This is a genomic window from Roseibacterium elongatum DSM 19469 (genome assembly GCF_000590925.1).
Taxonomy (GTDB): domain Bacteria; phylum Pseudomonadota; class Alphaproteobacteria; order Rhodobacterales; family Rhodobacteraceae; genus Roseibacterium; species Roseibacterium elongatum.
This window is the reverse complement of sequence record NZ_CP004372.1, coordinates 737,479-750,026: the sequence shown is the minus strand read 5'-3', so window position 1 is coordinate 750,026 and position 12,548 is coordinate 737,479. Positions and strand designations below refer to the sequence as shown.

12 protein-coding genes and 1 tRNA gene are annotated in these 12,548 nt (G+C 64.8%); 11 read left to right on the top strand and 2 right to left on the bottom strand.

Features of this window, described 5'->3' with window-relative positions; translation table 11 throughout:
• Nucleotides 1-20: 20 nt before the first annotated feature.
• The 10 genes from ROSELON_RS03605 (at nt 21) to ROSELON_RS03560 (ending at nt 11,140) form a co-directional block, all read left to right on the top strand.
• Nucleotides 21-1,997, top strand: a complete 1,977-nt coding sequence (locus tag ROSELON_RS03605; protein ID WP_025311070.1) for an AMP-binding protein — start codon at nt 21-23, stop codon at nt 1,995-1,997.
• 58 nt (nt 1,998-2,055) lie between these two features.
• On the top strand, nt 2,056-2,310 hold the full coding sequence (locus tag ROSELON_RS03600) for a hypothetical protein (RefSeq protein ID WP_025311069.1): 255 nt from the start codon (nt 2,056-2,058) through the stop codon (nt 2,308-2,310).
• The gene (locus ROSELON_RS03595) at nt 2,307-3,146 is read left to right on the top strand and encodes an ABC transporter ATP-binding protein (RefSeq protein ID WP_038650131.1); all 840 of its coding nucleotides are present in this window, start codon (nt 2,307-2,309) and stop codon (nt 3,144-3,146) included. Before ROSELON_RS03600 ends, ROSELON_RS03595 begins: the two co-directional genes overlap by 4 nt.
• Nucleotides 3,147-3,224: 78 nt before the next feature.
• Nucleotides 3,225-4,211 (top strand): branched-chain amino acid ABC transporter permease, encoded by a 987-nt coding sequence (locus ROSELON_RS03590; protein ID WP_025311067.1) that lies wholly within the window; start codon nt 3,225-3,227, stop codon nt 4,209-4,211.
• Between the two features lie 146 nt (nt 4,212-4,357).
• Nucleotides 4,358-4,603, top strand: coding sequence for a hypothetical protein (locus ROSELON_RS03585; protein ID WP_025311066.1), 246 nt, complete (start codon nt 4,358-4,360; stop codon nt 4,601-4,603).
• 105 nt (nt 4,604-4,708) lie between these two features.
• On the top strand, nt 4,709-5,785 hold the full coding sequence (locus tag ROSELON_RS03580) for a branched-chain amino acid ABC transporter permease (RefSeq protein ID WP_025311065.1): 1,077 nt from the start codon (nt 4,709-4,711) through the stop codon (nt 5,783-5,785).
• A gap of 119 nt (nt 5,786-5,904) precedes the next feature.
• Entirely contained in the window at nt 5,905-7,182 is a 1,278-nt protein-coding gene (locus ROSELON_RS03575) for an ABC transporter substrate-binding protein (protein WP_025311064.1), read from the top strand.
• A 125-nt stretch (nt 7,183-7,307) separates the two neighbouring features.
• On the top strand, nt 7,308-8,168 hold the full coding sequence (locus ROSELON_RS03570; protein WP_025311063.1) for an ABC transporter ATP-binding protein: 861 nt from the start codon (nt 7,308-7,310) through the stop codon (nt 8,166-8,168).
• Complete coding sequence (locus ROSELON_RS03565) at nt 8,168-9,400, top strand: phenylacetate--CoA ligase family protein (RefSeq protein ID WP_025311062.1); 1,233 nt, start codon at nt 8,168-8,170, stop codon at nt 9,398-9,400. The genes ROSELON_RS03570 and ROSELON_RS03565 overlap by 1 nt, the downstream gene beginning before the upstream one ends.
• Before the next feature lie 99 nt (nt 9,401-9,499).
• Entirely contained in the window at nt 9,500-11,140 is a 1,641-nt protein-coding gene (locus tag ROSELON_RS03560; protein WP_025311061.1) for a peptidoglycan-binding domain-containing protein, read from the top strand.
• A 78-nt stretch (nt 11,141-11,218) separates the two neighbouring features.
• Here ROSELON_RS03560 and ykgO read toward each other — a convergent pair whose 3' ends face one another.
• Nucleotides 11,219-11,344 (bottom strand): type B 50S ribosomal protein L36, encoded by a 126-nt coding sequence (gene ykgO / locus ROSELON_RS03555; protein ID WP_012177066.1) that lies wholly within the window; start codon nt 11,342-11,344, stop codon nt 11,219-11,221.
• Between the two features lie 98 nt (nt 11,345-11,442).
• A tRNA-Val gene (locus ROSELON_RS03550) sits at nt 11,443-11,517 on the bottom strand.
• 168 nt (nt 11,518-11,685) lie between these two features.
• On the opposite strand from ROSELON_RS03550, the gene ROSELON_RS03545 reads away from it, so the two are divergent.
• A complete protein-coding gene (locus ROSELON_RS03545; protein WP_025311060.1) occupies nt 11,686-12,543 on the top strand; it encodes an N-formylglutamate amidohydrolase in 858 nt (285 codons plus the stop codon).
• Nucleotides 12,544-12,548 lie beyond the last annotated feature (5 nt).

Below are 12,548 nucleotides of genomic sequence, written 5' to 3'. Positions count from 1 at the left end.
CGGCGAAGGGAGGAACGACTTTGGCTACTCAGACACCGCCCTCGGGCGCACCGCAATCCGTGCCTGCGCTGCTGGCCCGAAACGTTTCGCAATTCGGGTCGAAACCGGCCTATCGCGAAAAGGAATTCGGCATCTGGCAAAGCTGGTCCTGGGCCGAAGCCGCCGAAGAGATCGAGGCGCTGGCCATGGGGTTGCTCGCGCTGGGGCTGGAAAAGGGGGACTACCTCGCGATCATCGGGCGCAACCGTCCGGCGCTCTACTGGTCCTTCGTGGCAGCCCAGAAATGCGGGGCGATCCCGGTCGCGCTGTATCAGGACTCGCCCGCCGAAGAGATGGCCTATGTGCTGGAACACTGTGGCGCGCGCTTTGTCATCTGCGGCGACCAGGAGCAGGTCGACAAGGTGATCGAGGTGCAGGAAACGGTGCATGGCATCGACCAGATCGTCTATGTCGACAAGCGCGGCATGCGCAAATACGACCACACCCACATGAACGCGATGGAGGATGTGCAGGCCGAGGGCCGCGCCGGCCATTACCGTCTCGAGCCGATCATGCGCGAGCGCGAAAGCGCCCTGCGGTATGACGATACCTGCGTGATGCTCTATACCTCGGGCACGACGGGCAAGCCCAAGGGCGTGGTGCTGTCAAACCGCAACATCCTGGAGACGGCCAAGAATTCGTCCGAGTTCGACGATCTCGGCCCCAGCGAAGAGGTGCTGGCCTACCTGCCGATGGCCTGGGTGGGCGACTTCATCTTCTCGATCGGTCAGGCGTACTGGACGGGGTTCTGCGTCAACTGCCCCGAAAGCCCCGAGACCATGCTGACCGACCTGCGCGAAATCGGGCCGACCTATTTCTTTGCCCCGCCGCGCATTTTCGAGAACATGCTGACCAGTGTGATGATCCGCATGGAGGATGCCGGGCGTTTCAAGCGCCGCATGTTCCATTATTTCATGGAACACGCCCGCGGCGTCGGCCCGCGCATGCTGGACGGCAAGTCGGTTGGCGCGATGGATCGCCTGATCTACGCGCTCGGCGACAAGCTGGTCTATGGTCCGTTGAAGAACACCCTGGGCCTGAGCCGCGTGCGCGTCGGCTATACCGCCGGCGAGGCGATCGGCCCCGAAATCTTCGATTTTTACCGCTCGCTGGGGATCAACCTGAAACAGCTTTACGGCCAGACCGAGGCCAGCGTGTTCATCACCCAGCAACCCGACCACGAGGTGCGGCCCGACACGGTCGGCGTGCCGTCGCCCGGTGTCGAGTTGCGGATCGACGAGAATGGCGAAGTCTACTACCGCAGCCCCGGCGTGTTCGTCGAATACTACAAGAACCCCGACTCGACGGCCTCGACCAAGGATGCCGAGGGCTGGGTGGCCACCGGCGATGCGGGCTTCATCGAGGAAGGCACCGGGCATCTGCGCATCATCGACCGCGCCAAGGACGTGGGCAAAATGGCCGATGGCCGCCTGTTCGCGCCGAAATACGTCGAGAACAAGCTGAAATTCTATCCCAATATCCTCGAGGCCGTGGTGTTCGGCAACGGGCGCGAGATGTGCACGGCCTTTATCAACATCGACCTGACGGCGGTGGGCAACTGGGCCGAGCGCAACAACATCGCCTATTCGTCCTATCAGGAACTGGCCGGGCACCCCCGCGTGCTGGAGACCATCCAGCAACATGTCGAGGAAACGAACGAGAGCATCGCGCAGGACGAGATGCTGTCAGGCTGTCAGATCCACAGGTTCCTTGTGCTGCACAAGGAACTGGATGCCGACGATGGCGAATTGACCCGAACCCGCAAGGTGCGGCGCAACATCATCGCCGAGAAATTCGACGATCTCATCGATGCGCTCTATTCCGGCAAGACCGAGCAATACACCGAAACCGAAGTGACCTACGAGGACGGCCGCAAGGGCAAAATCAAGGCGACGCTGCAGTTGCGCGACGCCAAGGTGGTCACGACGGGGCAACCGGCTCAGGTGGCGGCGGAATGACGTGCGGACGCTCAGCTATCGCTGTCGCCCCGCCCGCCATCCCGCAAGGGCGCCGGACATGAGCCTGGCGGCGATTGCCCTGTTTCTGCTCGGGTTTGCCGCGAGTTGGGTGGCCGGACGCTATGTCCGCACCGGCGCCGCGGTCATCCAGGGCGGCGCCATCGGGATTTGCGGGGTTGCGGCGCTGCTTTTCGGGATGCCGGAGCTTTGGGAAGAGAACCTCACTTGGGCGCTGATCGCCCTTTTGATTTACGGCCTGATCGGGGCGCTGATCTTTCGATCCGGGCAAGCGGCCAGGGAGAACGCGGAATGAACGAGGCGATACACCCGCCCATCAATCCTCACGAAGGGTATGTCACCGAAGACGGTCGCACGATCGGCGGTGTGGTGATGGAAATGAAGCATATCACCCTGCGGTTCGGCGGAGTCGAGGCGATCAAGGATATTTCCTTCGACATTCGTGAGGGCGAGATCCGGGCGATCATCGGGCCCAATGGGGCCGGCAAGTCATCGATGCTCAATGTCATCTCGGGCTTCTACAACCCGCAGGAGGGCGAGGTCTGGTACAAGGGGGCGATCCGCAAGCCGATGAAGCCCTATCAGGTGGCCCGGCAAGGCATCGCGCGGACCTTTCAGAACATCGCCCTGTTCGAGGGGATGACGGTTCTGGACAACGTGATGACCGGGCGGCTGAACCACATGAAGGCCAGTTTCCTCGACCAGGGTTTGTGGTGGGGAAAGGCGCAGCGAGAAGAGGTCGAGAACCGCGAAAAAGCCGAGGAAATCATTGACTTTCTCGAGATTCAGGCGATCCGCAAGACGCCCGTTGGGCGGCTGCCCTACGGCCTGAAGAAGCGGGTCGAACTGGCCCGCGCGCTGGCGGCTGAACCGCGCATCCTTTTGCTCGACGAACCCATGGCGGGGATGAATGTCGAGGAGAAGGAGGACATGTCGCGCTTCATCCTGGATGTGAACGACGAGTTCGGCACGACCATCGTGCTGATCGAGCATGACATGGGCGTTGTCATGGACCTGTCGGACCGCGTTGTCGTGATGGATTACGGCAAGAAGATCGGCGACGGCACGCCCGACGAGGTGCGCAACAACCAGGAAGTCATCGATGCCTATCTGGGGGTCAGCCATGACTGATCGCGCCCGGCACGCCACGTCACACCCCGTACACAGCCTGTACACAGCCCGTACATACACCCCGCACGGAGGCCCAGCATGCCCGAGCAACTGATCTTTGCAATGGAGGTCACGCTGAACGGCCTTCTGAACGGCGTGATGTATGCGCTGGTGGCCCTCGGCTTCGTGCTGATCTTCAAGGCCAGCGGTATCTTCAATTATGCCCAGGGGGTCATGGCGCTTTTCGCGGCGATGACGCTGGTGGGCATCCAGCAGGGCCGGGTGCCGTTCGGGCATCTGATCAACGAGATCTTCGGTACCGACATCCATTATTTCGGCTGGGAGGTGCCGGCGCTGTTCGCCATCGCTCTGACGGTCGTGATCATGATCGGCTTTGCGCTGTTCGTGCAGCGGTTCATCTTCAAGCATCTTGTCGGGCAGGAACCGATCATCCTGTTCATGGCGACGATCGGGCTGGCTTATTTCCTCGAAGGGGTGTCGGACCTGATGTGGGGGTCTGAGATCCGCAATCTCGATGTCGGCCTGCCGCAGGGCATCAACGACGCCATCGACAGCGCCACCTTCGAGATCTTCGGATACGGGTTCTTCATCGACAATCTGGACATCTCGGCCGCGATCATCGCCGCGATCCTGGTGGGTGCGCTGGTGGCCTATACCCAATACACCAAGCAGGGCCGCGCGATGCGCGCCGTGGCCGACGATCACCAGGCCGCGCTGTCTGTGGGCATCAAGCTGAACTACGTGTGGGTGCTGGTCTGGTCCCTGGCCGGGATGGTCGCGCTGGTGGCCGGCATCATGTGGGGCTCGAAATCGGGGGTGCAGTTCTCGCTGTCGCTGATCGCGCTCAAGGCGTTGCCGGTGCTGATGCTGGGCGGGTTCACCTCGATCCCCGGGGCCATCGTGGGCGGCCTGATCATCGGGGTGGGCGAGGCCCTGTTCGAGTTCGCGATCGGCCCGATGATCGGCGGCGCGACCGAGAACTGGTTCGCCTATGTCCTCGCGCTTCTGTTCCTCGTGTTCCGGCCGCAGGGCCTGTTCGGCGAGAAGATCATCGAGAGGGTGTGAACGCGTGATGCGGCAATTTGTCAAAATAACTGCTGACGCGCGCGATCTTTCGCGGCAGTCTGTCACGGCGCGATTTGGCGCAGGACAGGGGCCGCGGGCCGATCAGGATGGGATCAGCCGCGGCGTTTTCGGGAGGAAGACGTGCCATGGCATTGGACGAGATCCAGCAGCCGAATATCGGCAAGCCAGACTATGCGAGGGGGGCGTCGTCTGCGGGGCTGAAGCTCTGCGCGATCCTGACGACGGTGGGCTTTGCCATCTTCTGGGTGAGCGCGCTGTTCACCGTCTCGGGTCTGGTCGGCGGAGCGGGCGTGCATTGGAGCATGCCGGTGCTTTGCCTCATCGGACTGGCGGTCGGCATTTACGGCCGGCGCCGGGTGGAGTGCCGCTGACCCCGCGCATCGCGGCCGGGTCCACACAACAGACAATCCGAATGGCACCGGGGCGTTTGACGCGCCGCGATGCCTGTTCGCATGCGAAAATCCGGGGAGGGATGCATGTTCTACCGTGAAGCGGGCGATTTCAAGACGTCCTACACTGCCGACAACCAGACCTTCCCGATCAAGTTCGATCGCTGGGGATACTACCTGGCCCTGATCGTCGGTCTGGGCGTGGTGCCGTTCCTCGTGAACGACTACTGGGCCAACGCCATCCTGCTGCCGTTCCTGATCTATGCGATCGCGGCCATCGGCCTGAACATCCTGACGGGCTATTGCGGGCAGGTCTCGCTGGGCACCGGCGGGTTCATGGCGGTGGGGGCCTATACCTCGTACAAGCTGATGACGGCCTTTCCCTGGATGGACATGGTCACGGTCACGCTGTTGTCGGGGGTCATGACTGCCATCGTGGGCGTGATGTTCGGCCTGCCGTCTCTGCGCATCAAGGGATTCTACCTGGCGGTGGCGACGCTGGCCGCACAGTTCTTTCTGGTGTGGGTGTTCAACAAGGTGCCGTGGTTCTACAACTACTCGGCCTCGGGGCAGATCAACGCGCCCGAGCGGTTCATGTTCGGCCAGCCGGTGACCGGCCCCAACGCCGAGGCCTGGGTGAACTATGTCTTCTGCTTCCTGTTCCTGTTCGTGCTGGCCTGGGTGGCGCGGAACCTGACGCGCGGCAGCCTCGGGCGGCAGTGGATGGCGATCCGCGACATGGATATCGCGGCCGAAATCATCGGGGTGAACCCGCTCAGGGCGAAGCTGTCGGCCTTTGCGGTCAGTTCGTTCTATGTCGGGATCTCCGGCGCGTTGCTGTTCACTGTCTATCTCGGCGCGGTCGAGGTGGGCGAGGCCTACGGCATCCAGAAATCGTTCCTCGTGCTCTTCATGATCATCATCGGGGGGCTGGGGTCGATGTTCGGCAGTTTTGCCGGGGCGGCCTTCATGGTGCTGTTGCCGGTGGTTCTGAAGCTTTTGCTGGTGGACACGCTGGGCTTCGACACCGCGATCTCGGCGCATTTCCAGTTCGTGATCGTGGGCGGGTTGATCATGTTCTTCCTGATCGTCGAGCCGCACGGGCTGGCCCGTCTCTGGGCGCTGATGAAGGAAAAGCTGCGGCTTTGGCCCTTCCCGCACTGATAAGCGGGCGCACCGGATTTCCGCCGCGCGAGGAGGCGCGGCGGCGCAATCACAGAGAAACCCGGGGCCAACCGGGACGGATGAAAAAAATCGGATAAACCCAAGGGAGGACTACCCCGATGAAGACACTGATGACGATGGTTGCCGCGGGCACCATGGCCGCAAGCCCGGCGCTGGCGGACCTGGTGTTCCCCGACCTCAGCTACCGGACCGGCGCCTATGCGGCGGGCGGTATCCCGTTCTCGGACGGCTACCAGGATTATTTCACCCTGCTCAACGAACGTGACGACGGCATCGGCGGCGTGATGACTCGCGTGATCGAATGCGAAACCGCCTATAACACCGAGCGCGGCGTGGAATGCTACGAATCGACCAAGGGCGAGGGCGCGCTTGTCTATCAGCCGCTGTCGACCGGCATCACCTACCAGCTGATCCCGCGCGCCACCGCCGATGGCATCCCGCTGCACACGATGGGCTATGGCCGCACCTCGGCCGCGAACGGCGAGGTGTTCAGCCACGTGTTCAACTACCCCGCGAACTACTGGGACGCGGCGTCGGTGATCATCAACAACCTGCTCGAGGAAAACGACGGCGATCTGAGCGGCCAGACCATCACGCTGCTCTACCACAACTCGGCCTATGGCCGTGAGCCGATCCGCACGCTCGAGATCCTGTCGGAACAGCATGGGTTCGAACTGACCCAGCTGGCCGTGGACCACCCCGGTCAGGAGCAGGGCAACCAGTGGCTGTCGATCCGCCGCGAGCGCCCGGACTACGTCATCATGTGGGGCTGGGGCGTGATGAACCAGGTCGCCATCCAGGAAGCCATCAACATCCGGTACCCGATGGAGAACTTCATCGGCAACTGGTGGGCCGGTGCGGACCACGATGTCGAACAGGCCGGCGAAGCGGCGGCCGGCTATCGCGCGCTGAACATGAACACGCTGGGTGACATGCCGATCTTCGCCGAGATCCAGGAACACGTGATTGACGCGGGGCTTGCCGCCGGTGACGGCACCAACCTGGGCAACGTGCTCTATACCCGTGGCATGTATGCCGCGATGCTGGCCGCCGAGGCCGCCCGCACCGCGCAGGACATCCACGGTGTCGCCGATATCGACGCGTCGATGATGCGCGACGGGATGGAAGCGCTGGAGATGACCAACACCCGCATGGAAGAGCTTGGCATGCCGATGATCGGCCCCGAGTTCTCGGTCAGCTGTGCCGATCACGGCGGGTCGGGCATGGCGACGCTGCAGCAGTGGAACGGCAGCGAGTGGGTCACCCTGACCGACTTCGTCGCGCCCGACGACAGCGTCATCACGCCGCTGGTGATGGAAGATTCGGCCCAATACGCCGAGGAAAACAACATCACGCTGCGCTGTCAGGACAGCTGATCTGACACCGCATCCGGCGGCGGCGCGACCCTGCTGCCGCCGGACCGCAGATTTCAGGACAACCAAAGACGCGAGACCGCCCAGTCGGGCGCGGACCGCGCAAAGCCAAACCGAGGATTGCCGAGATGCTGGATCAGCCGACAGAAGTGCATGGCGACGGGCATGCGCCGGAACTGGCCGAGGCCGAGGACCTGCTGGAAGTCAACAATATCGAGGTGATCTACAATCACGTGATCCTTGTGCTGAAGGGGGTCAGCCTGAAGGTGCCCAAGGGCGGGATCACCGCCCTGTTGGGGGGCAACGGCGCTGGCAAGACCACGACGCTCAAGGCCATTTCCAACCTGCTGCATTCCGAACGCGGCGAGGTGACCAAGGGCAGCATCCAGTATCGCGGCGAAGGTGTCGCGAACCTGTCGCCCTCGGATCTGGTGGATCGCGGCGTGATCCAGGTGATGGAAGGCCGCCACTGTTTCGAACACCTGACGGTCGAGGAAAACCTGCTGACCGGCGCCTATACCCGCAAGGACGGGCGCGGCGCGGTCGATGCCGATCTCGACATGGTCTACGAGTATTTCCCGCGCCTGAAGGAACGCCGCCGCAGTCAGGCGGGCTATACCTCGGGCGGGGAACAGCAGATGTGCGCCATCGGGCGTGCCCTGATGAGCCGGCCCGAGACCATCCTGCTGGACGAGCCGTCGATGGGTCTGGCGCCGCAATTGGTGGAACAGATCTTTGGCATCGTGAAACGCCTGAACGAGGAACAGGGCGTGACCTTCCTGCTGGCCGAGCAGAACACGAATGTGGCGCTGCGCTTTGCCCATTACGGCTACATCCTGGAATCGGGACGTGTGGTGATGGACGGGCCGGCGCGGGACCTGAGGGAAAACCCCGACGTGAAGGAATTCTACCTCGGGATGAGTGACGAGGGGCGCAAGAGCTTTCGCGATGTCCGAAGCTACCGTCGCCGTAAGAGGTGGCTGAGCTGATGCTGGATCAAGACCAACCCCATTTCGACGCGCTCGAGACCCGCAGCGCCGAGGCCCGCGAGGCCGATATCGCCCGCGATCTGCCAGAGCAGGTGGCGCGCGCCCAGGCCCTGCCGGGATATGGCGACAGCTTTGCTGGTGTGGACGCGGGTGCGATCACCGACCGGGCGGTGCTGGCGGCTTTGCCGGTGCTGCGGAAATCGGAACTGGGCCGCGCGCAGGCTGCCGCCAGCCCTTTCGGCGGGTTCACGACGAGACCGGCCAGCGGGTTCGCCCATATCTTCCAGTCGCCGGGGCCGATCTACGAGCCCGGCGATGTCAGCGCCGACTGGTGGCGCATCGGGCGGTTCCTGCATGCGGTGGGTATCGGGGCCGGCGATATCGTGCAGAACTGTTTCGGGTATCACCTGACGCCGGCTGGCATGATCTTCGAATCCGGGGCGCGCGCCGTCGGGGCGGCCGTGCTGCCCGCGGGCGTCGGCCAGACGGAGTTGCAGGTGCGCGCGGCCGCCGATGTTGGATCGACCGCCTATGCGGGCACGCCCGATTACCTGAAGGTGATCCTGGACAAGGCCGACGAAATGGGCGTGAGCTTGGGCATCACCAAGGCCGCCGTGGGCGGCGGCGCGTTGTTCCCAAGCCTGCGCCAGGAATACGCGGATCGCGGCATTCGCTGTCTGCAGAACTATGCCACCGCCGATCTGGGCAATATCGCCTACGAGTCCCCCGCCATGGACGGCATGATCGTGGACGAGGGCGTGATCGTCGAGATCGTGCGCCCCGGCACGGGCGACCCGGTGGCCGAGGGCGAGGTGGGCGAAGTCGTGGTCACGACGTTGAACCCCGATTACCCGCTGATCCGCTTTGCGACCGGTGATCTGTCGGCCGTCCTGTCCGGGGTCAGCCCCTGCGGCCGCACCAACATGCGGATCAAGGGCTGGATGGGCCGGGCCGATCAGACCACCAAGATCAAGGGCATGTTCGTGCGCCCCGAACAGGTGGCCGAGTTCGTGGCCCGCCACCCCGAGGTGGTCCGCGCCCGCGTCGTGGCCACGCGAGAGGGCGAGATGGATGCGATGACCGTGCAGGTCGAGGTTGAGGGCACAGCGCCCGAGCGCTACGCCGACAGCGTCGTCGCCTGCCTGAAGCTGAAGGGCAGGGTCGAGGTCATGGCGCCGGGCAGCCTGCCGAACGACGGCAAGGTGATCGACGATCAGCGCAGCTACGACTGATCCGGCGCGTGTTATCCGGCGGCAGGTCGCTGTCATCGGGTAACACCGACCCGGCATGCTAGGGTCATGGCACTGATTCCCTTGCCGGAGAGATGCCGCATGCGTGCCCGACCTTTCGCCCTTGCCCTGTTGCTGAGCCTGCCGGGGCCGGTGGCCGCCGATACGGCGCTGCTGATCGCCAGTGCCCGTTACGACAACGCCCAGAACCTGCGCGAGACGCGGGTGATGTCGCGCCTGGAGGGTCAGTTGCGCGGGGCCGGGTTCGACGTCATCAGCGTGGGCAATGGCACCGCCGAGGAGTTGCGCGCGGGTCTGTCGCGCCTGCTCGAGGCCGAGGAAGACACGCGCGTGGTGATCGCCGCGACCGGGCATTTTGCGACCGGTGGCGGCGAGACTTGGCTTTTGGGGCGCGAGGCCAATGCCCCCGATTTGGCCGAGGTGTCTGGCGTGGGCCTGCCGCTGTCGATCCTGCAGCAGGTGGCGGCCTCGGCGCCCGGACGGGCCCTTGTGCTGTTGGGGGTCGAGGAACGCCGGATGCCCCTTGGCCGCGGTCTGAACAGGGGTGTCGGGGTCTTGGCCCCGCCGCAGGGGGTGACGGTGATCCGCGGCGCGACGCGCGAGCTGGTCGATCTGATGCAGGACGGTGTCCTGCGCCCCGGCGTGGACCTTGCCGCCGCATTGCGGCGCGCGCGCGGTTTGCAGGTCGCGGGGTTCGTTTCAGGCGCGGTCCCGTTCCTCGATGACGCGCCGGCCAGCGACGACCGCCCGCCGCGCCCGCAGCCCACGCCGCAGCCGTCCCCTGACGAGACCGCCCTATGGGAGGCCGCGCAGGAACTGGACACGCCGGCGGCCTACCGGGCCTATCTGCAACGCTATCCGGACGGGGCCTTTGCCGATCTGGCGCGTCTCAGGGCCGAAGCGCCCCAGCCGACCCCCGAAGAGATCGCGCAAGCCGCCGAAGAGGCCCTGGGCCTCGACCGGGACGGGCGGCGGCAGGTGCAGCGTCACCTGACGATCCTGGGATATGACACGCGCGGCGTGGACGGGATTTTCGGCACCGGCACGCGCACGGCCATTCGCGCGTGGCAAGGGGCGCAAAACGTGGCCGTCACCGGGTATCTCGATGCGCCGCAACTGGCCGCACTGCGCGCGCAGGGCCGGGCGCGCGAGGCCGCCCTGGCCGAGGAGGAGCGTGAACGCCGCGCGGCCGAGGAACGCGCCGATCGCGCCTTTTGGCAGGCCACGGGGCAGGGGCAGACCGTGGAGGGGTTGCGCCGCTATCTCGACCGTTATCCCGAGGGGCTTTTCGCCGACGAGGCCCGCAGTCGGTTGCAATCCATCCTGCAGGTTGACGAGGATGCGGCCTGGCGCCTGACGCAGCAGCGCGACACCGTGTCGGCCTATCGCGCCTATCTGCAGAATTTTCCGAATGGCCGGCGCGCCGATATCGCCCGCAATCGCATCGACGAGCTGGAAAGCGGCCTGAGCGCGCAGGACCGCGCGCGTCTCGAGGCGCAGGAAGCCGCGTTGAATCTGCAACCCGTGACACGCTCGCTGATCGAGCAGCGCCTGCAACGGCTTGGGCTGGAGCCCGGCCGGGTCGATGGCCGGTTCGATGCGCAGACGCGAGCCGCGATCCGGCGCTATCAGCGGGCGCGTGGGCTGCGGGAAACGGGATATCTCGATCAGGTGCTGGTCGTGCGCCTGCTGGCCGAGTCGATCGGGGGCATCCTGCGCTGACCCCGGGGTTTCGTGCGCCGCACAAAAGAAAAAGGCCGCCCAAACGGGCGGCCTTTTTCATGTGATCCGGTCGGTATCTCAGCCCTGGCGGGCCTTGAACCGGCGCTGGGTCTTGTTGATCACATAAACCCGGCCCTTGCGGCGCACGACGCGGCAATCGCGGTGGCGCTGCTTGAGCGAGCGGAGCGAGTTCTTGACCTTCATCAGTCCTCTCCTTCGTCGCGGCGCGGCGATGCGCCTTGAAATCCTTGACCCCCTGCGGGGCCGGCGAACCCCGCCCCCTTTCGACAGGAAGCGGAAAATGGTGGGCGGTACTGGGATCGAACCAGTGACCCCTACGATGTCAACGTAGTGCTCTACCGCTGAGCTAACCGCCCGTTCCCCCTGGCATCTGGACCGAGGACAGGGCAAACCCCGTTCCCCAAGTCGCTGCGCGCCGCGTGGGTGAGCGGTCTATAAAAGGAGTCGAAACGGGGTTCAAGGGCTTTTGGCATCCCTTGAAACGTCGCTATATGGTATCGCGTCAAGAGCCGCGAGGAACCCGGATGCACCCGCCCTATCGCCTTTTTCAGCCCGACATGGCCGTGACGCCGATCATCGTGGCCTCGCCCCATTCGGGGCGGCATTATCCGCCGGCCTTCCTGCGCGCCTCGATGCTGGACGAGCTGGGGATCCGGTCGTCGGAAGATGCCTTCATGGACGAATTGGTGGCCGAGGCCCCCCGGCTTGGCGCACCGCTGCTGGCCGCCGAATATCCGCGTGCCTATCTGGATCTGAACCGCAGCCGCGACGAGTTGGACCCGGCCGTGATCGACGGGGTCAAGCGCATCGTGCAGACGCCGCGCATCACCTCGGGCCTGGGCGTGATCCCGCGGGTGGTGGCCAATGGCCGTGCGATCTATCGCGGCAAGCTGTCGCTGGACGAGGCCGAGGCCCGGTTGAGCGCGATCTGGCAGCCCTATCATGAATGCCTCGACACCCTGATGCGTGAGGCGCACGCGCGGTTCGGGTCGGCTGTCGTGCTGGATTTTCACTCGATGCCGCATGAGGCGCTGGACGGTCTGGCGCGGCCCGGTCGCCGGCGACCCGAGGTTGTTCTGGGCGATCGGTTCGGGGCGTCGGCCCGGCCCGATCTGCTGGATGCGCTGGAGGCCGGGTTCACCGATGCGGGCCTTGTGGTCAGCCGCAACGCGCCGTTTGCCGGGGCCTATGTCACGCAGCGCTACGGGCGTCCGTCGCGGGGCTGGCATGCCGTACAGATAGAGATCGACCGCGCCCTTTACATGAACGAACGCATGGTCCGCCCGAACGGAAATTTCGACGCGGTCAAGCGGATGATCACCGGCGTTCTGGCCCGCGTGATCGGGGCCGAACCCGCACGGATGCCGCTGGCGGCCGAATAGACCGG

Bases quoted from the DNA above. Each gene is read 5' to 3' on its own strand.
- ROSELON_RS03600 (WP_025311069.1), top strand. From the start codon at position 2,056: ATGAGCCTGGCGGCGATTGCCCTGTTTCTGCTCGGGTTTGCCGCGAGT.
- ROSELON_RS03595 (WP_038650131.1), top strand. From the start codon at position 2,307: ATGAACGAGGCGATACACCCGCCCATCAATCCTCACGAAGGGTATGTC.
- ROSELON_RS03590 (WP_025311067.1), top strand. From the start codon at position 3,225: ATGCCCGAGCAACTGATCTTTGCAATGGAGGTCACGCTGAACGGCCTT.
- ROSELON_RS03585 (WP_025311066.1), top strand. From the start codon at position 4,358: ATGGCATTGGACGAGATCCAGCAGCCGAATATCGGCAAGCCAGACTAT.
- ROSELON_RS03580 (WP_025311065.1), top strand. From the start codon at position 4,709: ATGTTCTACCGTGAAGCGGGCGATTTCAAGACGTCCTACACTGCCGAC.
- ROSELON_RS03575 (WP_025311064.1), top strand. From the start codon at position 5,905: ATGAAGACACTGATGACGATGGTTGCCGCGGGCACCATGGCCGCAAGC.
- ROSELON_RS03570 (WP_025311063.1), top strand. From the start codon at position 7,308: ATGCTGGATCAGCCGACAGAAGTGCATGGCGACGGGCATGCGCCGGAA.
- ROSELON_RS03565 (WP_025311062.1), top strand. From the start codon at position 8,168: ATGCTGGATCAAGACCAACCCCATTTCGACGCGCTCGAGACCCGCAGC.
- ROSELON_RS03560 (WP_025311061.1), top strand. From the start codon at position 9,500: ATGCGTGCCCGACCTTTCGCCCTTGCCCTGTTGCTGAGCCTGCCGGGG.
- ykgO (WP_012177066.1), bottom strand. From the start codon at position 11,344: ATGAAGGTCAAGAACTCGCTCCGCTCGCTCAAGCAGCGCCACCGCGAT.
- ROSELON_RS03545 (WP_025311060.1), top strand. From the start codon at position 11,686: ATGCACCCGCCCTATCGCCTTTTTCAGCCCGACATGGCCGTGACGCCG.